The following is a 22540-nucleotide window of genomic DNA, read 5'->3' as shown; positions in this document are numbered from 1 at the left end:
ACGAAGGAGGCACCTTATGGCAACAGAACCGGCGCTCGACAACATCGACCGGCTCCAGCGCTCCAGCCGCGACGTCACAACGTTGCCGACGGTGATGTCACGCTGGCTTTCCAACGTACTGCCGGACGGCGCGAATCCCGAGGTGATCGTGGAGAGCGGCGTGGACTCGACGGGCATGTCGTCCGAGACGATCATCCTGACGACCCGCTGGCAGCAAGACGGGCAATCGACCGAACAGAAGCTGGTGGCGCGGGTCGCGCCCACGGCCGAGGACGTGCAGGTCTTCCCCACCTATCGGCTCGACCACCAATTCGACGTCATCCGGAAAGTCGGCGAGCTCACCGACGTGCCGGTGCCCCGGGTGCGCTGGCTGGAACCCACCGGAGAAATCCTCGGCACACCGTTCTTCGTGATGGATTATGTCGAGGGCGAGGTGCCGCCCGACGTCATGCCGTATACCTTCGGCGGCAACTGGTTCGCCGATGCGCCGGCCGAGCGGCAGCGCGAACTGCAGGACGCCACCGTCGGGGTACTGGCCACGTTGCACTCGATTCCGAACGCGCAGAGCACGTTTGGCTTCCTCACCGAGGGGCAATCCGGGGACACCGCGATGCGCAAGCATTTCAACTGGGTTCGGTCCTGGTATGACTTCGCGGTACCCGACATCGGGCGATCGCCGCTGCTGGAGCGGACCTTCGACTGGCTGGAAGCCAATTGGCCGGCCGAGGCGGCCGCCGCCGAGCCCGTGCTGCTGTGGGGTGACGCGCGAGTGGGCAACGTGTTGTACAACGACTTCCGGCCGGTGGCGGTGCTGGACTGGGAGATGGTGACGTTGGGACCCCGTGAGCTGGACGTGGCGTGGATGATATTCGCGCACATGGTCTTTCAAGAGCTCGCCGGCCTGGCAACGCTGCCGGGGTTGCCGGGCGTGATGCGCGAGGAGGACGTGCGCGCCAGTTACGCGCGGCTGGCGGGCGTCGAAGTCGGGGATCTGCACTGGTTTTACGTGTACTCGGGCGTGATGTGGGCCTGTGTGTTCATGCGCACCGGCGCTCGGCGGGTGCACTTCGGCGAGACCGAGAAGCCCGACGATGTCGAATCGCTGTTCTACCACGCCGGATTGATGCGACGCTTAATCGGAGAGGACCAGTAATGCTCGGACCGCTCGACGAGTTCCCGGTACATCAGATTCCCCAGCCGATCGCGTGGCCGGGTTCCTCGGACCGCAACTTCTACGATCGCTCCTACTTCAACGGCCACGACCGCACCGGAAACATCTTTGTGATCAGCGGCATCGGCTACTACCCCAACCTCGGGGTCAAGGATGCGTTCCTACTCATCAGGCGCGGCGACACCCAGACCGCGGTGCACGTTTCGGACGCCATCGATCAGGACCGGCTCAATCAGCGCGTCAACGGTTACCGCGTCGAGGTGATCGAGCCGCTGCACCACCTTCGGATCATCCTCGACGAAACAGAGGGCATCGCAGCCGATCTCACTTGGAAGGGGCTGTTCGACGTCGTTCAGGAACAGCCGCACATTCTGCGATCGGGAAGCCGGGTCACGCTGGACGCACAACGTTTTGCGCAGCTGGGCAGCTGGAGTGGTCGCATCTTCATCGACGGCGAGGAGATCACCGTCGATCCCAAGACCTGGCTGGGCAGCCGCGACCGGTCCTGGGGCATCCGCCCGATCGGGGAAGCCGAGCCCGCCGGCCGGCCCGCGGATCCGCCCTTCGAGGGCATGTGGTGGCTGTACGTACCCATGGCTTTCGACGATTTCGCCATCGTGCTGATCATTCAGGAGGAGCCCAACGGCTTCCGCTCCCTCAACGACTGCACCCGGATCTGGCGCGACGGCCGCGTCGAGCAGCTGGGCTGGCCGCGGGTCAAGATCCACTATCGCTCCGGCACCCGCATCCCGACCGGCGCGACCATCGACGCCACCACCCCCGACGGCACCCCGGTGCACTTCGACGTCGAGTCCAAGCTGCCGGTGCCCATCCACGTCGGCGGCGGCTACGGGGGCGACTCCGACTGGACACACGGGATGTGGAAGGGCGAGAAGTTCGCCGAGCGCCTCACCTACGACATGACCGATCCGGCCATCATCGGCCGAGCGGGCTTCGGCGTGATCGACCATGTCGGCCGCGCGGTCTGCCGCGACGGCGACGGCGAGCCGGTCGAGGGCTGGGGCCTCTACGAGCACGGCGCGTTGGGCCGGCACGACCCGTCCGGATTCGCCGATTGGCTGACGGTCGCGCCGTAGCACTGCGGCGGCTGCCCCGGCACGCGTCACGGAGCCGCTCCGTCAGCTTGCACAACTTGTCGTAAAAACCGTAGAAATGCGGTTCACTAGACCGCGTGCCGGAACCCCCGCGGATTGTCGACGTTGTCGTGGTCGGTGCGGGCTTTGCCGGACTCGCCGCGGCGCGCGAGCTTTCCCAACAGGGCCACGACGTTGTGGTCTTCGAGGGCCGCGACCGAGTCGGTGGACGGTCGCTGACCGGCAGCGTCGCCGGATTGCCGGCCGATCTGGGCGGCACTTTCGTCGGGCCGACCCAGGACGCCGTCTTGGCGATGGCGGCCGAACTCGACGTCCCGACCACCCCGACGCACCACGACGGCAAGAATCTTATCCATTGGCGCGGTTGGACGCACGCGTATCACGGCACCATTCCAAAGCTTTCGCTGACCGGACTGCTCGACATCGGCCGGTTGCGGTGGCAGTTCGACAGGATCGCCCGCAGCATCCCGCTGGCGGCACCGTGGGATGCCCGCCGTGCCCGCGAACTCGACGGCCTGTCGCTCGGCGGCTGGTTGCGCTCGGTGCGCGCGACCGCTTCGTCGCGCGACCTTTTGGCGATCGTGGCGCGGGTGACGTGGGGATGCGAACCCGACGACGTGTCGATGCTGCACGCGGCCCGGTACGCGCACGCGGCCGGCGGTCTGGACCGGCTGCTCGATGTCCAAGACGGTGCCCAACAGGACCGATTCCCGGGTGGCACGCAACAGATCGCCGAGGCCGCGGCCGCCGAACTGGGCACCCGGGTGGTGCTGGGCGCCCCGGTCCGCCGAATCGAGCGCCACGGCGCGGGGGTCACCGTCACGACCGATCTCGGGGAGACCGAAGCCGGATTCGTCATCGTCGCGATCCCACCCGCCCACCGCACCTCGCTCGAGTTCACTCCCCCGTTGCCCGCCGAGTACGACCAACTCGCCCGGCATTGGCCGCAGGGCCGGCTCAGCAAGGCGTACGCGGCCTATTCCACGCCGTTCTGGCGCACCAACGGATTCTCCGGCCAGGCGCTGTCCGACGAGGGTCCCGTCTTCATCACTTTCGACGTCAGTCCGCACCCGGACGGTCCCGGCGTCTTGATGGGTTTCGTCGATGCCCGCGCGTTCGACTCGCTACCCAGCGATCAGCGACGCCGCGACGCTTTACGCTGCTTTGCAACGCTTTTCGGCGATGACGCCCTCAAACCCCTCGACTACGTCGATCATCGTTGGGGGGTCGAGGAATTCGCGCCCGGCGGCCCCACCGCCGCGGTGCCGCCGGGGTCCTGGACGCGGTTCGGGCCGTGGTTGCGCGAACCGGTCGGGCCGATTCACTGGGCCGGCACCGAGACGGCCGACGAGTGGACCGGGTTCCTCGACGGTGCGATCCGCTCCGGGCAGCGGGCCGCCGCCGAGATCACCGCCCTGCTATGAGCTGATGCGGCGAGTGGCCGCGTTGCGGACCGCCATCTCGGCGAGTCCACGCAACTGGCGATTCACCTCGCGCGGGTGTTCCAGCATCGAGCAGTGACCGCCGGGCAGCTCAACCAGCTCGATCAGGTTGGGCGCGGTACCTGCGATCTTGCGGGACTGGCTGATCGGGGTCAATCGGTCGCGTTCGCTGCCGATGACCAACGTCGGAACGGTCAGCCCGTCCAGATTGAGATACCGAGACCCCAGTGACGTCACCAGCGCCCTCGCACAGCCGGCCCGTCCCGCCGGTGCTGTCTTCTCGAAGAGTTCGCAGACCAGCCTGGCGATAGTCGGGTCGGCGTCTCGTCCGGTGGCCAGCATCGCCACCGCATACCGGCTCGGGATGCGGGCGGCGCGCGGGAGCGGGAACCCGCCGAACGCGTTGATCAGGGCGCGCCCCGCGAGAACCCGGGCCGGCGACAACCCGTAGGGCGCCGGCAGCAGTTGCACCTTCCGGATCAGATCACCGGTGGTGGTGTTGATCAGCGCGACGGCGTCGGCACGACGGGGAACCTTGTGGCGGTAGCGCTCAGACCACGCGGCGATGGTGATGCCACCCATCGAGTGACCCGCCACCACGGCCCGTTCGTGCGGCGCCAGCGTCGCATCCAGCACCGAATCCAAGTCGCAGGCAAGGTGTTTGAGGCTGTAATCCTTGCGTCGCGGCACACCACTTCGTCCGTGGCCGCGATGATCGAAGGCGATCACCCGGTAGTCGCCGGCCAGATCGGCGATCTGATATGCCCATGCCCGGATCGCGCAGGTGATGCCGTGGACCAAGACAATCGGATAGCCGTCGGGCGGCCCGAACACCTCGGCGTGCAGCCGGGTGCCGTCGGCCGCCCTAACCGTCACGGTCTCACTCGGCGGCAGCCGGTCGGGGAACGGGTCAGCTGGGCGAGCCAATCGTCGAGCACTCATTACCGCTCCCCCCTCGATCGCGGCCCCAATGCCGCAGCTAAGGATGGGACGATCTTAGGCCTAAGTTCGGTCCGCTTTTGGCAAATCCGGCAAACGATTCTTATGAAATGCTTAGACGCGGCCCGCCCGCCTCGCGAGTCAGGACGTTGCGGTCTGCTGCCTCAGCGTGGTGTGCGGGCTCTGACCGTAGGTCTGCCGGTAGAGCACCGCAAAGCGTCCGGTGTGCGCGAATCCCCACCGCAGGGCGATCTCGGTGACCGTCGAGGTAGCACTCGTCGCCGCAATCAGCTCTTGATGGGCGTGGCTGAGCCGGACACGACGCATATATTCGGTCGGCGTCGTATCGAGCTGTCGGCGGAACAGATACTGGACCGCCCTGGGCGTCAGATGGACCGCGGCGGCGACATCGTTGATGCCGATGTCCTCGGCGGTGTGGCGGTGGATGAAAGACACCGCCTCCTTGAGGGTTACGGGCAGCGCGAGATCACTGGCCGGGTCTTGCTCGGTGAGGTTGGACGGATAGCACTCGAGCAGCGCACCGACCAGCAGGCCGGCCATGCCCGCGGCGACCAGCGGCTGGTTCGCGGTGTCGGCGGAGGCCAGGGTGCCGACAACATAATCCAGCGCTCGATGCCACGCCCGCACGGCGGCACGGGAACGCGGCCGCCAATTCGCGAACTGAGTCTGCTGCCCCAAAGACACCTGCCAATCCGCGGCGACTTTGTTCAGCACGTCGGCCTCGACGGTCACCACGTCGAAACGCGCCCCGTTGCAGTGCAATACGCACGGCATGCCGTGGGCGACGAGAATCGGGAAGTCCGCGTTGGCAACGGGACCGCCCGCGACGCTCAAGGATCCCGCACGCGGCTGGATCACCACAAACGTGTCGCCCGACGGAACCTCGAGCGTCACACGCCCCTGGATCATCACCTCGTCGACCGTCACCGAGCCGGCATCACTGCGCCGGTGTGATACCGAAGCGATGCCCGCCGACCCGGGCATTCGCCAGCCCGGCTGATATGCGCCGGCGAAGAATCGCCGCGCCGCATGCGCATCCGCGGTGCGAAACTGCTTGTACTGCACGACGACCGGACGGAATCCATGCTCGGCATCGGGCGACAGATGGGCCGGGCAATAGTCGGGCCGGGTTCCATCCGGCGATTCGTCGGCGGGAGACATGACCAGCTTGGGTGCATCGTTTTCGATGCCGCTCGTGGTGGTGGTCATGGCAGGCCTTCAGAAAGGGGCAGGATCGCCCGCATCAGCGTGCCGCCGTACCTGTGGGTACCCGTCGTTGCGACCCGACGCTTTCGTAGATATTCAGCGCGTCGAGCGCGATGCGCTCCCATGCGAAGCGCGACGTAGCACGGCTGCGGCCCGCCGCACCCATGCTTTCAGATTGAAAGCTGTGGTCGAGAAGCCTTCTCATCGCCACGGCCGAGGCGATGGGGTTCTCCGGCGGCACGACGAGACCGGTGATGTCGTCGAGTACGACGTCGGCGAGTACTCCCACGGCGGCCACGACCACGACCACCCCACTGGCCATGGCCTGCAACACGGTGGTGGCGCGCGGCGGCTGCCGGGGAGTGCACACCACGACCTCGGCGGACCGAATCAACTTCGGCAGTTCGCCGTCAGCAACCGCGCCGACAAAGCGGACGCGAGCGGCCACGCCCAGCTCCGCGGCAAGGTGTTGCAGCCGAGCTCGTGCGTCAGTCTGGTCGCCATCCGTGGGGTCATTCTCCGCGATCACGAGCTCCGCGGCGGGCAACTTGGCCATGGCGCGGATTGCGATGTCGATACCGTTGCACCACAAGGGATTCGGTGTCACCAACAGAACGCGCCGCAGGCCATTACGCGAGACTTTTGGACCCGCCGGCGTGTAGCGCAACGCGTCCACGCCGCACGTCAGGTTCGACACTGCGGTCCGGAGCCGACGTAGCCGGGCCAGTGCCTCAACGTCTTCACTGCTCTCGCCGGTCACCCAGGCCGCGCTGCGCGCCAGGAGCGGCTCGATGCGCGCTCGTTCGCTGTTGTGTTTCGCGTCGGCTTGTCCGCGCGACGTCGCCGCGAGACCCAGAAACGTCTGCACTACGGGAATACGCCGGCGGCGAGCGGCCAACTGAGCGGCCAGGCCGCCCTGCCAACCGTAGGCGTGCACCACGTCGGGTTGCTCCCGTGACCAGGCCCGCTCGAGTTTGGCGGCCCAGTCCCCCACATAGGGCAGCACGTCGACGGTCGGTGCTGCCTTGCGCGGGCCGACGGGGACCGACAGGCAGCGGTAGTGCCCCTCCGCAGCCGCCTGCATCGAGCGTCGAGTGGCTCGTCGGAGATATACCGTCGTGTCGTGCCCCTGGACCGCTAAGGCGGCGCACAGCCGCTCGGGGTCCTCCCCGACGACGTCATCGCCGCTGACAATTGCAATCTTCACTGCAAGTCCCTCCGCGCGCCATCGTCCATTCACCAACAGTAGGTGTGAAATACCCTGGCCGATACCCGCGAAAACGGCGCGAGGGGCATCTTCGCAGGCTGGCCGGCTTTCGCCAGCCGACCTCGATGAGCAGCTGAAAAGCATCGAAGCGGCATCGTCCGACGCAGGACTCCGGCGGCAGGTCGAGATGGTGGAGGCTTAACAGGTGACGACTGTCGCGCGTGGCCGCGGCGTTGAGCTGGTGGTCCTGTTGGCGTCCGGGTGGTTTGGAACCCCTGTCGACGATATTGCGAGGTTTGCCAGTCGACTTCCCTGGCTACTCACGGCGTCAGAGCTGGTTTTCTCGCCCGACCGATCCCCACACCGTTTTGCCAGACGTGGTGGGGGTGGCGCCCCACACGCGGCACAGCGCGGACACGATGGCCAACCCCGAGACCATGTCGGCGCCGCGGTCGGCGTCCTCGTGCCGGCCCGGCAAATGCGAATTGCCGTCCTCGACAGCGACGGTGACGCTGTTCTGATAGCTCTCGACGATCAGCGCAGGAGCGCTCTCGGTGTGATCGAGGACGTTCTCGACGAAGACGGTTGCCACAGTCGCCGCGACCGCGATCGCCTCGGGGACGTCCCATCGGGTGAGCCAGTCCGCGATCACACTGCGAGCGGTATCAAGGCTGCTGATGTTTCGCGCCAGCTCGGTGCGTGCCCGCCGCCGCACCGTGAGGGACGGGAAGCTCGACGCATTCAGCGCAAGCTGGACGGTGGAATGCACTGGCACATAACGGGTGACGCCGACCGCTTTGATGTCCCGCTGCACCCGAGGCTCGGCGCATACGAGCAGGACCGGCACGTCGGGCCAGACGCTGACGTGCCAACGCGCGCTGGTGAATACGGTCCAGGCCGAGGCTGACGGCACATGCAAACCGTTGACATCAACGATGACGGCCTGGGGCTCGTCGATGGCCGCCTTGATGACGGTGTCGCGGACGATTCGGTAGGTCGAGCTGTCGAGCACGCCCTTCGCCACCAGAATCTGAACACCGTGCTGCGATTCCCGGTAAGCCCGGACGACCGGATCGACCTCAGTCACCGGGCTCACCGCCATGTGGAGCGGTAGTCGATAACCGCTCACTGAGCACGGCCACGCCGATCGCGCGGGTCCCAAATGTGAGAGCCACCGACCGAAACAGCGCGTTGATCGCCGGCCGATGCCCGTTCTCGGTGGGCCCCTGTGACAGCAGGATGTGATGGTCGGCCACCAGCAGATGGCGGTCCGGAATGCCGACGTAGATGTGTCCCGGTTCGAGGGGCGCGTCGTCCTCTGCGGCCGAAGCGGGCAGGGGGCCGCTGCGATCGACGATGCGCGCCAGGATGCTGGGCGCTCCGGCGAGCACGTGCAGCACCATCAGATAGGCGTAGGGCACGTCCGGCGACAGCCCCGCGGCGAGATTCGACAACGCCTCGACTCCGCCTGCCGACGCGCCGATCGCTACCACACCTTGAAGGGCGCCGACTTCAGCCGTCTCGATCACCACTTTCGACTACCCGTATCGATGGTAGGCAACCCTGCTCCCGGTGGATAGGGCGCAATTCGCGCCGTTTGTACGAGATGGGCCGTGGTACCCCCCACGATTGAGAGGAGACGAGCCATGGGAACCGATCAGAATCCGAAACAACGTGACCTCGACCCGGCGCGGTTCCGTCGCGACACCGGTTACCTGACCACCCAACAGGGCGTCCGCGTCGACCACACCGACGACTCGCTGACGGTCGGCGAGCGGGGGCCGACACTGCTGGAGGACTTCCACGCCCGGGAGAAGATCACCCACTTCGACCACGAGCGCATTCCGGAGCGCGTGGTGCACGCACGCGGTGCCGGCGCCTATGGCTATTTCGAGCCCTACGACGACTGGCTGGCCGATTACACCGCAGCGAAATTCCTGACCGCCCCTGGTGTTCAAACCCCGGTGTTCGTCCGGTTCTCCACCGTGGCCGGCTCGCGCGGATCGGCCGATACCGTCCGCGACGTCCGGGGCTTTGCCACCAAGTTCTATACCGAACAGGGCAATTACGACCTGGTGGGTAACAACTTTCCGGTGTTCTTCATCCAGGACGGCATAAAGTTCCCCGACTTTGTGCATGCGGTGAAACCCGAGCCGCACAACGAGATTCCGCAGGCGCAGTCGGCGCACGACACGCTGTGGGACTTCGTGTCGCTGCAGCCCGAGACCCTGCACACCATAATGTGGCTGATGTCGGACCGGGCGTTGCCGCGCAGCTACCGCATGATGCAGGGCTTCGGCGTGCACACCTTCCGGCTGGTAAACGCCAGCGGCGAAGGCACTTTCGTGAAGTTCCACTGGAAGCCGCGGCTGGGCGTGCACTCGCTGATCTGGGACGAATGCCAGAAGATCGCGGGCAAGGACCCCGACTACAACCGCCGGGATCTGTGGGAGGCCATCGAGTCGGGCCAGTACCCTGAGTGGGAGCTGGGCGTGCAGCTGGTCGCCGAGGCCGACGAGTTCAAGTTCGATTTCGATCTGCTCGACGCGACCAAAATCATTCCGGAAGAACAGGTCCCGGTTCGTCCGGTGGGCAAAATGGTACTGAACCGCAACCCGGACAACTTCTTCGCCGAGACCGAGCAGGTGGCATTCCACACGGCGAACGTGGTGCCCGGCATCGACTTCACAAACGATCCGCTGCTGCAGTTCCGCAACTTCTCCTATCTGGACACGCAGCTGATCCGCCTGGGCGGCCCCAATTTCGCTCAGCTGCCGATCAACCGGCCGGTGGCCGAGGTGCGAACCAACCAACACGACGGTTACGGACAGCACACGATTCCACAGGGGCGCTCGAGTTACTACAAGAACAGCATCGGTGGCGGGTGCCCGGCGCTGGCCGACGAAAACGTGTTCCGCCACTACACCGAGCGACTCGACGGGCAGGCAATGCGCAAGCGCGCCAAGTCGTTTGAGAATCATTACAGTCAGGCCCGAATGTTCTGGCAGAGCATGTCGACCGTCGAAGCCGAACACATCGTCGCCGCGTTCGCTTTCGAACTGGGTAAGGTCGAGGTCCCCGAGATCCGTTCGGCCGTAGTAGAACAACTCGCCCGGGTGGACGGCGGACTGGCCGCGCAGGTGGCGGCGAAGCTGGGGCTGCCCGAACCACCCGAGGAGCCGGTCGACGAGGTGACTGCATCGCCGGCGCTGTCCCAGATCAGTGTCAGCGACACCATCGCCTCGCGTAAGATCGCGGTCCTGGCCGCCGATGGTGTCGACGTGGTGGGGACGCAACGTTTCATCGAGCAGATGAGCGAACGCGGCGCCATGGTCGAGGTGTTGGCACCGGTCGCCGGCGGCACGTTGGAGGGGGGATCCGGTGGCGAGCTTCCGGTCGACCGGTCGTTCACGACGATGGCGTCGGTGCTGTATGACGCCGTCGTGGTGGCCTGCGGGCCGCGGTCCGTGTCGACCCTGTCGAACGACGGCTATGCCGTGCACTTCGTGACCGAGGCTTATAAGCATCTGAAGCCTGTCGGCGCCTACGGGGCGGGCGTTGACCTGCTGCGCAGCGCCGGCATCACGAATCGCCTCGCCGAGGACACCGACGTTCTCAACGATCAATCCGTCATCACCACCAAAGCCGCTGCCGACGAGTTGCCCGACCGCTTCGTCGAGGAATTCACCGCTGCTCTGGCCCGGCACCGTTGCTGGGAGCGGCGCACGGACCCGATTCCCGCCTAAAACGTGGTTTTTTCCGCAGCCGGGGCGGGCACTCGGACAAATAGGGCGTCACGTCATGGATAGGAGGATCGCTGATGCCGCGTTCGTCGATCAAGAATGAAAAGCTGTATCAGGATTTGCGTAAGAAGGGCGACTCCAAAGAAAAGGCCGCGCGGATTTCGAACGCGGCCGCCGGACAGGGCAAGTCCAAGGTAGCCCGCAAGGGCGGCAAGTCCGGGTCTTACCAGGACTGGACAGTTACGGAACTCAGGAAGCGCGCCAAAGAGCTTGGTATGTCCGGCTATTCGAGCCTAACCAAAGACAAACTGGTCGCCAAACTGCGTAAGCATTAGCCGGTCAGGCCGAGGCGATCGGCCAGCACCAAGAACGCGACCGCGTAGTCGTTGTCCGCGGTCAGCGTTCGGATCGCCTCCCAGTCCAGCCGTTCGCGCACCGCGCGCACGGCCGGCAGTAATTTGGCGAAGTCGCAGTGGTGCTCGTGCAGCGCTCGTAACTGCTGGACAAGCACCAAAGTGGGTGGCAACACCGGCATGCTGATGGCGAGCACTTCGTGCTGTTCGGCGCGGTCCAGCGTGCCCGCATCGACCGGCACTCCATTGATCCGGTGCAGGACGTCGACCAGCACACCGGCAACGCGGGCCTTGAACAGCCAATCCTCCGGTGGCCGTTCGATGGCGAACCCCGCGCCGGCCAGCGTGGCCACTGCGGCTTCCACATCGGACTCCGCTACCACCAGGTCCACGTCGTGACTGGGTTCCGGTGCACCGTAAGCCCATAACGCGTAGCTGCCGGCCAAGGCGAAACGTGGCCCGTTCTCCTTGAGAGCCGAGGCCGCGCCGCGCAGCGCGTCCCGCAATGGCGTGGCGCCCGCGGGTGCGTCGGGGTGGGCTCCGGTCGCTGCCATGGTGCTTAGTTCATACCCGGCTCATCGCGGGAGCAACCTGGCACGGCGGGCCAAGTCGTTTAACTTGTGGCCAATTGGGAAATCTCGGGGTTATGTCAGCCGCCGTGCCACGCGCCTATGACGCTGCTGCTGTTGTGATCCCCGCTCACAACGAGCGGGAAAAGTTGCCGGCGTGCCTGCGCACGGTGCTGACCGCCGCCCTGTGCGCGCCGATTCCTGTCACGATCGTGGTCGTATTGGACGGCTGTGACGACGGCAGCGATGAGCTGGCCGGTCAGTATGGTCCCGATGTGCATTTCATCAGCGTCGACGTGCGCAACGTCGGCACGGCCCGCGCCGTCGGCTTCGGTTACGCCCGGTCGCTCTTGCGAGACGGCGCCAGGAGCTGGTTTGCCACCACCGACGCCGACAGCCGGGTGGACCCCGGCTGGCTCGTCCGCCAGCTGGGTGTCGGTGCGGACATGGTGTTGGGCGTCGTGCGGGTAACCGATTGGCGGCAGCACAATGCCGACGTCGTCGAACGCTACATGCGCTGCTACCAAGCAGATCCCGCGTATGGAGACGACGATCATGAACACATTCACGGAGCCAACATGGGCTTCAGCGCCAAGGCGTATTGGCGCGTAGGCGGCTTCCGCACCTTGCCGACGGGCGAGGATGTCGACCTGGTGGAGCGGTTCGAGGCCGCCGGCTACCGCATTCATCGAGACACCGAATTGTCGGTGATCACCTCGGCGCGAACCCAGGCTCGGGCGCCTTTGGGATTCGCCCATCACCTCAGGCAAATGGGGAGAACGGCGGCGGGTGATTGCGTGTGACGGCGGGTTTGGTTGAGCACTGGCTGGAATCCGGTCGACTCGAGTTACCCCTGCCCGCCTCGGGCCGAACGGCCGAACGCTGGCACCGACTGGCACAGCTGGCAGAAGACAACATTGTTGCGGCCAGGATCGCCGAAGCCCACGTCGATGCCGTCGCGATACTTCACGAGCTGGGCGGTAAGCCCCCGGAACCGGGACAGCTGTGGGGTGTGTGGGCGGCCGAGGCCCCAGATGCCGCACTGACCGCGACCAACACCGACGGCGCGTTCACCCTGAACGGCACCAAGGTGTGGTGCTCAGGCGCTGGATTCTGCACTCACGCGCTGGTGACCGCGCGGCTCGAGGACCAATCGCGCGGCCTGTTCGCGGTGACCGCGACCGACCCGACCGTCAAGGCCCTGCCAAGCACCTGGTGGAACGCCGGGATGGCCGGCAGCGACACCAGGCCGGTCCAGTTCACCAACGCCCAGGCCGTCGCGGTGGGTGATCCGGGAGACTATCTGTCCAGGCCCGGGTTCTGGCATGGCGCCATCGGCGTGGCCGCCTGCTGGCTCGGCGGTGCCCGCAGGGTCGCCGATCCGCTATACCGTTGCGCCGCAAGTCAATCGGCCGATGCGTACTCGTTGGCGCATCTGGGTGCGGTTGACGCCGCGCTGGCGGCCGGTGACGCGATCCTGGCCGTTGCCGCGAGCCAGGTCGACGACGACCCGTTTGACAGGTCGGGTAGGGCACAATTGCTGGCCCGTCGCGTCCGCACGGTGGTGGAACACGCGGTCGACGAAGCCATCACCCGCACCGGACGCGCTCTGGGCCCCGGCCCGCTGTGCCAGGATGGCCGGCACGCGCAGCGGGTCGCCGATCTCAGCATCTACATCCGGCAGAGCCACGCCGAGCGCGATCTGGCCGAGCTCGGTCGGCTGGCCGGCCAGCAGACGGCGAGGTTCCCATGAAAACCCTGCCGGCAGGCAACTGCGCACGGTTTGCGGCCAAGCCGCTGACGCACGGCGGGACTCCGGCTCCGTTGTGGCTGGCCGCGTTTGAGGAGCAGCCCCTGCCAACCCTGGATCTGAGGGAGTGCTCACAGCTAGTCGTGGTGGCGCCGCACCCCGACGACGAAACCTTGGGCTTGGGTGCGACGATCGCACAACTGGCCGCGACGGGGATTCCCGTCCAGGTGGTCGCGGTCAGCGATGGCGGAGCCGCGCACCCCGGTGCGTCCGCTTCGGATCGCCTTCGCATGGAGACCACTCGTCGATACGAATTGCGGAGGGCTGCTGGGCTTTTGGGCACCCCTCCCCCGATATCGCTGGGCTTGCCGGACGGAGAGCTGGCCGATCACGAGGACAGGCTCACCGAGACGCTGACGGAAATCCTCGAGGCTGCCGGTGCTGGGACCTGGTGCGCGGCGACGTGGCGCGGCGACGGCCATCCGGACCACGAGGCGGTGGGGAGGGCGGCCTCGGCCGCATGTGTGGGCACCGGTGCCACGCTGTTGGAGTATCCAGTGTGGATGTGGCACTGGGCATTTCCCGCCGATCCAGCGGTGCCATGGGATCAGGCTTACGCGGTACCTGCTCTCGGGCCGGCCACCGAACGCAAGCGCCGAGCCGCGCACTTCTATCGAAGTCAGTTCGAGCCCAATGGAAGCCAATCGCCGCCCATCTTGCCGGGTTTTGTGCTTCAGCGACTGCTCGCGGTGGGCGAGGTCGTATTTCGGTGACCGCGCGGGTTCCGGACGGCTACTTCGACGAGATGTATGTCGGCATGGAGGATCCTTGGCAGCTGTCGACGCGGTGGTACGAACAACGCAAGTATGCGATCACCCTGGGGCTGTTGCCGCAACGCCGCTACGGGCACGGATTCGAGCCGGGCTGCTCGATCGGAACGCTCACCGCGCGGCTGGCACAGCGCTGTGACCACCTGACCGCGGTGGATGTTGCCGAGGCCGCGTTGCGCAGCGCGGATGCCCGACTGCGTGAAGCCGGCTGCCGCGAGCGGGTGACGCTGATCCGCTCGTCGCTGGACGCCGCCTGGCCGGCCGGGCCGTTCGACCTGCTGGTGCTCAGCGAAGTCGCCTACTACTTGGAGGCCGAGACCCTGGCGCAGGTGTTGCGCCGAGAGTGTCCGCGACTGCAGCCGGGCGCGAATATCGTTGCCGCGCATTGGCGTCATCCGGTGGATGACTACCCGCTCACCGGCGACGCGGCCCATGAGGTCATCGCGCGGACGCCGGGGCTTACTCCGATGGGCCGCTACTGCGACAGTGACGTCATCGTGGAGGTGTTCGACACCGGCGACGGCCGGTCGGTGGCCGCTCGCGAGGGTGTGCCCGGCGCGCACTGATCCGCGGCGGGGATACCCGGTGACTGCACGAGGGAAAAAGTGGGTAGGTGGAAGCCTATGCGTGTTGCGACGTTCAACATCCTGCATGGGCGCACCGTCGGCGACGGCGTGGTCGTCCAGCGGCTCCGCGACTGCGTGCAACGCCTTGATCCGGACGTACTGAGCCTGCAAGAGGTTGACTGCGAGCAGCCGCGCTCGGAGCGCGCCGACCTGACCGCCGCGGCGGCCGAAGCCATGGGCGCGGTGGAACACCGGTTCGTAGCGGCGATTTCCGGCACGCCGGGGGCGACCTGGATGGCCGCCACCGGCCGCGAGCAACCGGGCACGGCCGCGTACGGAATCGCACTGCTGTCCCGATACCCCGTCGCCAGTTGGCAGGTGGTGCGACTGCCGCGCATCCCGATGCGATTTCCGATGTACCTCCCGGGACCCAACCGGGTCATGGTCGTCAACGAGGAGCCGCGTGCGGCGGTCATCGCGCAATTGCGGACCCCGCTGGGCGGGCTCACGGTGGCCAACACCCACCTCTCCTTTGTTCCCGGCTGGAATCGGCGCCAGCTGCGCCGACTGATTCATGACCTGCGCGGCTTCCCCGGACCGCGGCTGTTGACCGGAGACTTGAACATGACCCCGAACACGGTGCGCCGCTGGTCGGGCATGCGGGCGTTGGCCGCCGCCCAGACGTTTCCCGCTGTCACGCCCAACCGCCAGCTCGACCACATCTTGACCGACGACCACCAGTTGCGCGGGGGCGCCGTGGAATCAGACCTGATGACCATTTCCGACCACCGCCCGCTGGTGGTGGATTTGCAACGGGTCTAAAGGGTTTCAGCCGTCGTGGTGGCGCGATTGCACCGCGACCAGAACCCGCGCGATGTCGTCGGGGAACGGCATCTCGTCGGTGACCCCGACGATTTCCACGCCGACGTCGGCGCTGTCGAGAGCGCGGCGTCGGCGGGTGAGAAGCCTCGTGACGAGGCCGACGAGTTCGTCATCCGTACACGCCGCACGGCGGCTTCAGCGCGGATTACCCGCTAGGGGGGTTTGGAATCATCGATCGGCACTCGACGTCGCGGGCATACCCTACGCGCGAACGGGGCCCGGCCCGAATCGGACCGAGCCCCGTTGCGGGTGGCCTACTGGTTCTTCTTCTGCCGCTCTTCGGCAGCATCGGCGCCGGCCCGCGCCGACTCAGCTTCGGCTTCCTTCTTGCCCGCATCGCGTTGGGCGTCGGCTTTGTCCTGCTGGGCTTGGCCCTCGCGCTGCAGGTCGTCGCGACCGAGCACGGCCCCGCCGACCTCTTTGGCCTTCCCCTTCACGCCCTCGACGGTGCCCTTAACCGCTTCCTCCGGCCCGCTCTTGTCGTCCCCCATGGGTTCGACCTCCCTCTCGGTGTTTACTGAGCTTGCGCTCGCATGACAGCTAGGGCGTTCCCAGGGCACGCGCCGCCAAACGCCGCGGTCTTCCATCACCGCTGGATAGCTCGGAATGATGTGGGCGTCATCACGTCGCCATCACGTAGCCGGGGCCGCGGCCGAACCTCACCTATCCGCTAGCCGAATCGACTGTTTGACTGACGCTTCGCCGGATAGAAGCAGGCCGAGGGGTGAGAGCACTGACTACTATCGCCGTGATTGGAGCGACCGGCACCGCCGGCTCCCGCATTGTCGCCCGGCTGAGGTCGCGCGACGTCACCGTGGTAGAGATCTCGCGCGAGCATGGCGTCGATCTCTTCGACGGGCCAAGCCTTTCGCGGGCGCTCAGGGGGGTAGACGTCGCCATCGACGTGTCCAACCCGGTGCCTGCCGACGGGACGTCGAACATCGGCCAAACCCTTGCGGCGGCCTCCCGCAACATCGTGGGAGCGTGTGCCACGCAAGAAGTTCAGCGCCTGGTGGTGTCGACGATCGCCGGAATCGAGGACCCGGTGTTCGACGGCTTCCCCTATTACGAAGCCAAGCGGAAGGCCAAGGACATCCTGCTCGACGGCCCGGTACCGACGACGATCGTCAAGTCGACGCAGTGGTACGAATTCGCCACCAACCACGACGCGGTGACCTCTAACAGCAACGAGGTGATCGTCGAGGACTGGCTGATTCAACCTATCGCCGCCGACACCGTCGCCGACGTGATGGTCGAGGCGGCCCTGGGCCAGATACACGCACCGCGGACCATCACCGGCCCGGACGCCATCCGGCTACCCGATCTGACATCCAAACTGCTTGCCCAGCAGGGCGATAGCCGACGGGTGCGAACTGTAGAGCCCGCGGTCGCCGCGCTGGGCGCCGGAGCGCTGCTGGCATCCGGTCAGGCAGTCGTCGTAGGCCCCGACGTCGACACCTGGCTGCAAACCCTGGCTGCCCCGAGTACCAACGGCCACCACTCGACGGACGGCGACGGCTCGAAGCCTCACTCTGATGCCCGCTCCTAGTAACAATTCCGTCACGATGTCGCTGACAATTCCCTAAGATTCGGGCCGTTCTCTTAAAAACTCCTCGATCGTTTGATCGTTCGCTTAGCAAACGCCCCTGGAAAGCGGGTAGCTGCCGCCGACGTTCGTCGTCAGCGAACACTGCCACTGCTGGCCTCCGCTACTTTGGATTTCGAGGATCGGGAGCCTCTCTTCAGAGTCAATTCGTTTCGAAGGACATCAAAGATCATGAAAATCAGCAGTATTGTCGCGCGCCGGAAAGTGGCCGGGATCAGTGCCGGCTGTCTACTCGGGGGAATGGCGATGGGCATCGTCGGTGCGCCATCCGCGGCCGCAGCACCCGACTGCAGCCCGGCCGGCGTGAACAACACCGTCTCCTCGGTGGAGGGCTCCGCCCAGCAGTACCTGGCGGCCCATCCTGGTGCCAACCAGGTGGTGACGGCCGCCTACGGGCAGCCCCGGCCAGAGGCTGAATCGAGCCTGCGCGGCTACTTCACCGGCCACCCGCAGGAGTACCACGACCTGCGCGGCATCCTGGCACCGATCGGCGACACCGAACGGCAGTGCAACGTTTCCGCCCTGCCGCCGAACCTGGAGTCGGCTTACCAGGAGTTCATGGCCGGCTGATTGGAGCCCGAGACGACCCGCCACAGCGCTGTGGCGGGTCGTTGCCACGTCGGGGGCGCCCTTCCGCGGTGTGAACAACTTCTCCGGCGGGTAATTGTGCAGTCAGCTACCAGAACTGGAGGGCCGACAATGCGGCTGCGCCGGAGCGTATTGAGCAAGCCGGGTATCGCGCGCAAGCGACGCGGTAAGGGCTTCGCCTATTACCGGCCCGATGGCAAGCCGCTGTCCGACCCGGAAACGTTGCAGCGCATCAAGGATCTGGTTATTCCACCTGCCTGGAAGAACGTATGGATCGCGCCGTACAGCAACGGTCACATTCAGGCAGTGGGCATCGACGCCGCCGGCCGGCGGCAGTATCTGTACCACTCCGCCTGGCAGCAGGAACGCGCCGAGGAGAAGTTCGACCGCGTGCTGGAACTGTCCACGCGGCTGCCGGTGTGGCGCGCCGAGATCGCCAAAGACCTGACGCGCACGGGCTTGACCCGCAAGCGGGTGTTGGCGCTCGCGCTGCGGCTGCTCGATCGGGGGTACTTTCGCGCCGGGGGCGAGCAATACGCCGAGGAAAACGAGTCCTACGGCCTGTCCACGCTGTTGTGTGAGCATGTGGTGGTCCGGCGTGACGCGGTCGAGTTCGATTTTCCGGCCAAGAGCGGGGTCCGGCGCACCGTCGAAATCGAGGACCCCGAAGTGGTTCGGGCGGTGCGTGCGCTGATGCGCCGCCCCGACCGCACCGAGCGATTGCTGGTGTGCCGCACCTCGTCCGGCTGGCTCGATGTTCGTGCCGCCGATCTCAACGACCGGTTCAAGGAGCTGGTCGGCGACGAATACACCGTCAAGGACCTGCGGACGTGGCATGGGACGGTGCTCGCGGCCGCGGCCTTCGCCGACGCCGACCCGGCTGTCTCACGCCGGGTGGCCAAAAGCGTCGAATCCGCGGTGATGAAGGAGGTGGCCGAGGAGCTGGGCAACACCCCTGCCGTCGCGCGCGGTTCCTACGTCGACCCCCGCGTGGTCACCGGTTACGAGCAGGGGCTGACGATCGCCGCGGCGGTGCGCCGCGCCGGGCGCGTCCGCAAACCCGACGCGGCTCAGGAGACCCTGGACAAGGCCACCCGCATGCTGATCCGGCGAGTAGCCAAGGGCGGCAACGCTTCCAGGCTGTCCGACCTGCCGGAAACGGCCTAATTCAATGCACAATCGCCAGCTGAAAGCTGGCTGAGAGTCACCTGACCCGCCGCGTTTCAGCGAATAACACCGACGAATCCGGGTAATCGGGCTCGTGTGGGAAGTGCCCAGGCCGCCCTCGCGGCGGCAGCCTGCATGGGTCACGTCCGTCAGCGGCGGCCGCTATCGGCTGGTCCGCGGCGGGACGGTGTCCAGCGGGTGGTTCAAACAATAGCCACACACGCCCATCCGCCAGCACATAGAACCGTCTGCCGAGGAGGGAAAGCATGTCCAAAAAAGAGGTTTCCGACTATTTGCTAGAGCGCTTGCGGGCGTGGGGCGTTGAACACGTATTCGGGTACCCCGGCGACGGCATCAATGGCCTGCTCGCGGCGTGGGGCCGCGCGGACAACAAGCCCAAGTTCATCCAGTCCCGCCACGAGGAAATGAGCGCCTTCGAAGCGGTGGGCTACGCGAAATTCACCGGCCGGGTCGGCGTCTGTGCCGCGACCTCCGGCCCCGGCGCGATCCACCTCCTCAACGGCCTCTACGACGCCAAGCTCGATCACGTTCCGGTGGTGGCCATCGTCGGCCAGACCAACCGCAGCGCGATGGGCGGGAACTATCAGCAGGAGGTCGACCTGCTGACCCTCTTCAAGGACGTCGCCAGCGACTACGTCCAAATGGTCACCGTCCCCGAACAATTGCCCAACGTGCTGGACCGCGCGATCCGGATCGCGATGACACAGCGGGCGCCGACGGCGTTGATCATCCCCAGTGACGTCCAGGAGCTGCCGTACTCGCCGCCCGAACACGCGTTCAAGATGGTGCCCTCCAGCCTCGGCATCGAGTACCCGGACATCGCCCCCGACGACAGCGCCGTCGCGCGCGCCGCCGATGTGCTCAACGCCGGCAAGAAGGTCGCCATGTTGGTCGGCACCGGCGCCCGCGGCGCCCGAGAAGAACTCGCCGAAGTCGCAGACCTGCTCGGTGCCGGCGCGGCGAAGGCGTTGTTGGGCAAGGACGTGCTGTCGGACGAATTGCCTTGGGTCACCGGCTCGATCGGCTTGCTGGGGACGCGACCGAGCTACGAATTGATGCGAGACTGCGACACGCTGCTGACCGTCGGCTCCAGCTTCCCGTATACGCAGTTCCTGCCGGAATTCGGTCAGGCCCGCGCCGTGCAGATCGACGTTGACGGCCGGATGATCGGCATGCGCTACCCCTACGAGGTCAATCTGGTCGCCGACGCGAAGACCGCGCTGCGGGCGCTGATCCCGCACCTGCGCCGCAAGGAGGACCGCTCGTGGCGCGAGGGCATCGAGAAGACCGTGGCCCGCTGGTGGGAGACCATGGACAAGGAAGCCATGGTCACCGCACACCCGGTCAATCCGCTGCGGCTGTTCTCCGAGCTGTCGCCGCAGTTGCCCGACAATGCCATCGTCGCAGCCGATTCCGGTTCGTCGGCCAACTGGTATGCGCGCAACCTGCGCTTCCGCGGCAATATGCGGGGCTCGCTGTCGGGCAACCTCGCCACGATGGGCCCGGGAGTTCCGTACGGCATCGGCGCCAAGTTCGGTCACCCCGACCGGCCCGTCATCGTGTTCAGCGGTGACGGCGCCATGCAGATGAACGGCATGGCCGAACTGATCACAATCAAGCGGTACTGGAACGAGTGGAAAGACCCCCGCCTGATCATTGCGATCCTGCACAACAACGACCTGAACCAGGTCACCTGGGAAATGCGGGCCATGGCCGGCGCACCGAAATTCGCGGAGTCCCAGAACCTTCCCGACATCGACTTCGCAGCGTTCGCGGCAAGCCTCGGCCTGAACGCCATGGCTATCAAGGATCCCGAGGAGTTGTCGGACGCGTGGCGCAACGCGTTGTCCGCGGACCGTCCCACCGTGCTCGACGTCCACACCGACCCCGACATGCCGCCCATCCCGCCGCATGCCACCTGGGAGCAGTTCAAGTCTGCGACCACGGCGGTGCTCTCCGGAGACGAAGACCGTGTGGGCTTCGTCAAGGTCGGCCTGAAGACCAAGGCCCAGGAGTTCTTGCCGCACAAGAAGAGTTGACTCGCAGGGGTCAACTCAGCTGGGCCCGGCGAGGCCTGCGCCCGCGCTGCGCAGGTCGTCGACGAACGACTTGTACACCTCGTCGTGTCGGTCGCTCCGGTCGCGCAACACCGACGAAGGGTGCACCGTCGCGACGACGATCGGCTCGGGTGCGAGGTGCACGTCGACCGACGGTGGCAGCCGCAGTTGTTGGCCGCGCTGAGTGGACACCCGAAAAGCGTTTCCCAGCAACGACTGTGCGGCAGTCGCGCCCAGACACACAATGACGTGGGGCCGCACCGCCTCGATCTCGGCTATCAGCCATGGCCGGCACGCAACCACCTCGGTGCGGCCGGGCTTCTGGTGGATGCGTCGCTTGCCGCCCTTGCGGGTGAATTTGAAGTGTTTGACCGCGTTCGTCTCATAGACCAGAGCCGGGTCGACGCCGGCGTCCTCGAGGGCGCGGGCGAGTAACCGTCCGGCGGGCCCGACGAACGGCTCGCCGGCACGGTCCTCCTGGTCGCCGGGCTGCTCTCCCACCAGCATGATCGGCGCCCCCGGATGCCCATTGCCGAACACCGTCTGGGTCGCGTCTTCGAAAAGTGAGCAGCCGCGGCATGTTTCGGCCGCATCGCGCAACGCATCGAGGTCCCGCTCCTCCGGAAGGTAGCGGGCGGCACCGGGTGCGTTGGACGTTGCGGCCATGGTGCGATGGGAGGCGTGGGTACCCCCGCTCCCCCACCGAGCGGGGGTACCACGCCAGGGGTGGCTGCGTCAGCCCTTGCCGGTGATGGTGTCGCGAGCCCGGTCGAGCATCGCGGCGAAGGGTCCGGCGGCCAGGTTGGCCACCTGGGATTCCACTCCGGCGTGCGGGCGGGTGGGGGCGATCGCCTCGGCGAGCTTGGCGGCACGGCCCATGCGTTCGAGTTCCTCGCCGCTCAATTCCTCACCCAGCTTGGAGAATTCGTCCTGCTCCTCGTGCTCGGCGTGTTCGATCACCGCGTCGCGCAGCTTCGTCAGATCGCGGGTGAACTCCTCGCTGTCGACGTCGAGCTTTTCGAGCTTCTGCAGAACGGTCTTGGCTTCGTGCTCCTCGTGCAGACGCTGACCCACCACGGCGGCGCCGTCGGAGATCTTGCGCTTCGCGCGGGGGTGAACGATCTCTTCCTCCGCAGTTTCGTGCACGGCGAGCAACCGCCGAAGCTCGACGAAGGCCTTCTCGCGGGCCTTTCCGGACGCCGCGAGGGTATCGGCGAACATCGCTTTGATCTGCTCATGCTGACTGACGAGGAAGTCGACCACGTCGGTGGGCGACTTGATGGCGGTCGGTGCCACAGTGTCCCTCC

General features: G+C 66.4%; 23 protein-coding genes and 1 pseudogene. 15 read left to right on the top strand and 9 right to left on the bottom strand.

Annotation, left to right across the window (positions count from 1 at the left end; all coding sequences use genetic code 11):
- Window positions 1-16 precede the first annotated feature (16 nt).
- The 3 genes from AC5Y4H_RS22500 to AC5Y4H_RS22490 all read left to right on the top strand — a co-directional run bounded on the left by AC5Y4H_RS22500 (window position 17) and on the right by AC5Y4H_RS22490 (window position 3710).
- Complete coding sequence (locus AC5Y4H_RS22500; RefSeq protein WP_499985262.1) at window positions 17-1153, top strand: phosphotransferase family protein; 1137 nt, start codon at window positions 17-19, stop codon at window positions 1151-1153.
- Window positions 1153-2268: an Rv3169 family protein gene (locus tag AC5Y4H_RS22495; protein ID WP_499985259.1), complete on the top strand. Its 1116-nt coding sequence runs from the start codon at window positions 1153-1155 to the stop codon at window positions 2266-2268. The genes AC5Y4H_RS22500 and AC5Y4H_RS22495 overlap by 1 nt, the downstream gene beginning before the upstream one ends.
- A 95-nt stretch (window positions 2269-2363) precedes the next feature.
- Window positions 2364-3710, top strand: a complete 1347-nt coding sequence (locus AC5Y4H_RS22490; RefSeq protein WP_499985256.1) for a flavin monoamine oxidase family protein — start codon at window positions 2364-2366, stop codon at window positions 3708-3710.
- Here the strand turns inward: AC5Y4H_RS22490 and AC5Y4H_RS22485 are convergent.
- The 5 genes and pseudogenes from AC5Y4H_RS22485 to AC5Y4H_RS22465 all read right to left on the bottom strand — a co-directional run.
- Entirely contained in the window at window positions 3705-4670 is a 966-nt protein-coding gene (locus AC5Y4H_RS22485) for an alpha/beta fold hydrolase (protein ID WP_499985252.1), read from the bottom strand. The genes AC5Y4H_RS22490 and AC5Y4H_RS22485 overlap by 6 nt on opposite strands.
- 138 nt (window positions 4671-4808) lie before the next feature.
- A complete protein-coding gene (locus tag AC5Y4H_RS22480; protein ID WP_499985251.1) occupies window positions 4809-5897 on the bottom strand; it encodes an AraC family transcriptional regulator in 1089 nt (362 codons plus the stop codon).
- 34 nt (window positions 5898-5931) lie between these two features.
- Window positions 5932-7101, bottom strand: coding sequence for a glycosyltransferase (locus AC5Y4H_RS22475; RefSeq protein ID WP_499985249.1), 1170 nt, complete (start codon window positions 7099-7101; stop codon window positions 5932-5934).
- A 328-nt stretch (window positions 7102-7429) separates the two neighbouring features.
- Entirely contained in the window at window positions 7430-8188 is a 759-nt protein-coding gene (locus tag AC5Y4H_RS22470) for an STAS domain-containing protein (RefSeq protein WP_499985248.1), read from the bottom strand.
- A gap of 52 nt (window positions 8189-8240) precedes the next feature.
- Window positions 8241-8633, bottom strand: a pseudogene (locus AC5Y4H_RS22465) (chemotaxis protein CheB); the annotation flags it as partial.
- 114 nt (window positions 8634-8747) lie between these two features.
- Here AC5Y4H_RS22465 and AC5Y4H_RS22460 point away from each other — a divergent pair.
- Both AC5Y4H_RS22460 and AC5Y4H_RS22455 read left to right on the top strand, forming a co-directional pair.
- Window positions 8748-10847 carry a catalase gene (locus AC5Y4H_RS22460; RefSeq protein WP_499985246.1) on the top strand — a complete coding sequence of 700 codons (2100 nt, stop codon included), beginning with the start codon at window positions 8748-8750 and terminating at the stop codon, window positions 10845-10847.
- Window positions 10848-10921: 74 nt separating this feature from the next.
- A complete protein-coding gene (locus AC5Y4H_RS22455; protein ID WP_499985244.1) occupies window positions 10922-11179 on the top strand; it encodes a DUF7218 family protein in 258 nt (85 codons plus the stop codon).
- On the opposite strand, the gene AC5Y4H_RS22450 is transcribed toward AC5Y4H_RS22455, so the two are convergent.
- Complete coding sequence (locus AC5Y4H_RS22450) at window positions 11176-11751, bottom strand: nucleotidyltransferase family protein (protein WP_499985242.1); 576 nt, start codon at window positions 11749-11751, stop codon at window positions 11176-11178. The genes AC5Y4H_RS22455 and AC5Y4H_RS22450 overlap by 4 nt on opposite strands.
- 92 nt (window positions 11752-11843) lie before the next feature.
- Here AC5Y4H_RS22450 and AC5Y4H_RS22445 point away from each other — a divergent pair, with 92 nt between their 5' ends.
- Genes AC5Y4H_RS22445 through AC5Y4H_RS22420 form a run of 6 tightly spaced genes read left to right on the top strand, consistent with a single transcriptional unit; the run spans window position 11844 to window position 15950 of the window.
- The gene (locus AC5Y4H_RS22445; RefSeq protein ID WP_499985239.1) at window positions 11844-12569 is read left to right on the top strand and encodes a glycosyltransferase family 2 protein; all 726 of its coding nucleotides are present in this window, start codon (window positions 11844-11846) and stop codon (window positions 12567-12569) included.
- Window positions 12566-13519, top strand: coding sequence for an acyl-CoA dehydrogenase family protein (locus tag AC5Y4H_RS22440; RefSeq protein WP_499985236.1), 954 nt, complete (start codon window positions 12566-12568; stop codon window positions 13517-13519). The genes AC5Y4H_RS22445 and AC5Y4H_RS22440 overlap by 4 nt, the downstream gene beginning before the upstream one ends.
- Window positions 13516-14289, top strand: a complete 774-nt coding sequence (locus AC5Y4H_RS22435) for a PIG-L deacetylase family protein (RefSeq protein ID WP_499985235.1) — start codon at window positions 13516-13518, stop codon at window positions 14287-14289. Before AC5Y4H_RS22440 ends, AC5Y4H_RS22435 begins: the two co-directional genes overlap by 4 nt.
- On the top strand, window positions 14286-14912 hold the full coding sequence (locus AC5Y4H_RS22430) for an SAM-dependent methyltransferase (RefSeq protein WP_499985233.1): 627 nt from the start codon (window positions 14286-14288) through the stop codon (window positions 14910-14912). The genes AC5Y4H_RS22435 and AC5Y4H_RS22430 overlap by 4 nt, the downstream gene beginning before the upstream one ends.
- Window positions 14913-14969: 57 nt before the next feature.
- Complete coding sequence (locus tag AC5Y4H_RS22425) at window positions 14970-15734, top strand: endonuclease/exonuclease/phosphatase family protein (RefSeq protein WP_499985231.1); 765 nt, start codon at window positions 14970-14972, stop codon at window positions 15732-15734.
- Window positions 15735-15749: 15 nt separating this feature from the next.
- The gene (locus AC5Y4H_RS22420) at window positions 15750-15950 is read left to right on the top strand and encodes a hypothetical protein (RefSeq protein WP_499985230.1); all 201 of its coding nucleotides are present in this window, start codon (window positions 15750-15752) and stop codon (window positions 15948-15950) included.
- Window positions 15951-16048: 98 nt separating this feature from the next.
- Here AC5Y4H_RS22420 and mbp1 read toward each other — a convergent pair whose 3' ends face one another.
- The gene (gene mbp1 / locus AC5Y4H_RS22415) at window positions 16049-16285 is read right to left on the bottom strand and encodes a microaggregate-binding protein 1 (RefSeq protein ID WP_499985229.1); all 237 of its coding nucleotides are present in this window, start codon (window positions 16283-16285) and stop codon (window positions 16049-16051) included.
- A 233-nt stretch (window positions 16286-16518) separates the two neighbouring features.
- On the opposite strand from mbp1, the gene AC5Y4H_RS22410 reads away from it, so the two are divergent.
- From AC5Y4H_RS22410 to AC5Y4H_RS22395, 4 genes are all read left to right on the top strand, one after another.
- Complete coding sequence (locus AC5Y4H_RS22410) at window positions 16519-17343, top strand: SDR family oxidoreductase (protein ID WP_499985227.1); 825 nt, start codon at window positions 16519-16521, stop codon at window positions 17341-17343.
- Between the two features lie 228 nt (window positions 17344-17571).
- Window positions 17572-17970, top strand: coding sequence for a heme-binding protein (locus AC5Y4H_RS22405; protein WP_499985225.1), 399 nt, complete (start codon window positions 17572-17574; stop codon window positions 17968-17970).
- A gap of 129 nt (window positions 17971-18099) precedes the next feature.
- A complete protein-coding gene (locus tag AC5Y4H_RS22400; RefSeq protein ID WP_499985223.1) occupies window positions 18100-19155 on the top strand; it encodes a DNA topoisomerase IB in 1056 nt (351 codons plus the stop codon).
- Between the two features lie 266 nt (window positions 19156-19421).
- Window positions 19422-21215 carry a thiamine pyrophosphate-requiring protein gene (locus AC5Y4H_RS22395; protein WP_499985220.1) on the top strand — a complete coding sequence of 598 codons (1794 nt, stop codon included), beginning with the start codon at window positions 19422-19424 and terminating at the stop codon, window positions 21213-21215.
- A 15-nt stretch (window positions 21216-21230) separates the two neighbouring features.
- On the opposite strand, the gene AC5Y4H_RS22390 is transcribed toward AC5Y4H_RS22395, so the two are convergent.
- Together AC5Y4H_RS22390 and AC5Y4H_RS22385 are read right to left on the bottom strand one after the other, a co-directional pair.
- On the bottom strand, window positions 21231-21899 hold the full coding sequence (locus AC5Y4H_RS22390; RefSeq protein ID WP_499985218.1) for a UdgX family uracil-DNA binding protein: 669 nt from the start codon (window positions 21897-21899) through the stop codon (window positions 21231-21233).
- A 69-nt stretch (window positions 21900-21968) separates the two neighbouring features.
- Window positions 21969-22529 carry a hemerythrin domain-containing protein gene (locus AC5Y4H_RS22385; protein ID WP_499985215.1) on the bottom strand — a complete coding sequence of 187 codons (561 nt, stop codon included), beginning with the start codon at window positions 22527-22529 and terminating at the stop codon, window positions 21969-21971.
- Window positions 22530-22540 lie beyond the last annotated feature (11 nt).

Source organism: Mycobacterium sp. NGS58 (assembly GCF_059812385.1).
Note: the sequence above shows the minus strand (reverse complement) of the source record. Positions and strands in the feature narration are given on the sequence as shown.

What these genes read in the sequence shown, in the direction of transcription:
- AC5Y4H_RS22405 (WP_499985225.1), top strand. Translation starts at nt 17,572, where the DNA reads ATGAAAATCAGCAGTATTGTCGCGCGCCGGAAAGTGGCCGGGATCAGT.
- AC5Y4H_RS22390 (WP_499985218.1), bottom strand. Translation starts at nt 21,899, where the DNA reads ATGGCCGCAACGTCCAACGCACCCGGTGCCGCCCGCTACCTTCCGGAG.
- AC5Y4H_RS22495 (WP_499985259.1), top strand. Translation starts at nt 1,153, where the DNA reads ATGCTCGGACCGCTCGACGAGTTCCCGGTACATCAGATTCCCCAGCCG.
- AC5Y4H_RS22395 (WP_499985220.1), top strand. Translation starts at nt 19,422, where the DNA reads ATGTCCAAAAAAGAGGTTTCCGACTATTTGCTAGAGCGCTTGCGGGCG.
- AC5Y4H_RS22480 (WP_499985251.1), bottom strand. Translation starts at nt 5,897, where the DNA reads ATGACCACCACCACGAGCGGCATCGAAAACGATGCACCCAAGCTGGTC.
- AC5Y4H_RS22450 (WP_499985242.1), bottom strand. Translation starts at nt 11,751, where the DNA reads ATGGCAGCGACCGGAGCCCACCCCGACGCACCCGCGGGCGCCACGCCA.
- AC5Y4H_RS22400 (WP_499985223.1), top strand. Translation starts at nt 18,100, where the DNA reads ATGCGGCTGCGCCGGAGCGTATTGAGCAAGCCGGGTATCGCGCGCAAG.
- AC5Y4H_RS22435 (WP_499985235.1), top strand. Translation starts at nt 13,516, where the DNA reads ATGAAAACCCTGCCGGCAGGCAACTGCGCACGGTTTGCGGCCAAGCCG.
- AC5Y4H_RS22485 (WP_499985252.1), bottom strand. Translation starts at nt 4,670, where the DNA reads ATGAGTGCTCGACGATTGGCTCGCCCAGCTGACCCGTTCCCCGACCGG.
- AC5Y4H_RS22500 (WP_499985262.1), top strand. Translation starts at nt 17, where the DNA reads ATGGCAACAGAACCGGCGCTCGACAACATCGACCGGCTCCAGCGCTCC.
- AC5Y4H_RS22445 (WP_499985239.1), top strand. Translation starts at nt 11,844, where the DNA reads ATGTCAGCCGCCGTGCCACGCGCCTATGACGCTGCTGCTGTTGTGATC.
- AC5Y4H_RS22425 (WP_499985231.1), top strand. Translation starts at nt 14,970, where the DNA reads ATGCGTGTTGCGACGTTCAACATCCTGCATGGGCGCACCGTCGGCGAC.
- AC5Y4H_RS22455 (WP_499985244.1), top strand. Translation starts at nt 10,922, where the DNA reads ATGCCGCGTTCGTCGATCAAGAATGAAAAGCTGTATCAGGATTTGCGT.
- AC5Y4H_RS22460 (WP_499985246.1), top strand. Translation starts at nt 8,748, where the DNA reads ATGGGAACCGATCAGAATCCGAAACAACGTGACCTCGACCCGGCGCGG.
- mbp1 (WP_499985229.1), bottom strand. Translation starts at nt 16,285, where the DNA reads ATGGGGGACGACAAGAGCGGGCCGGAGGAAGCGGTTAAGGGCACCGTC.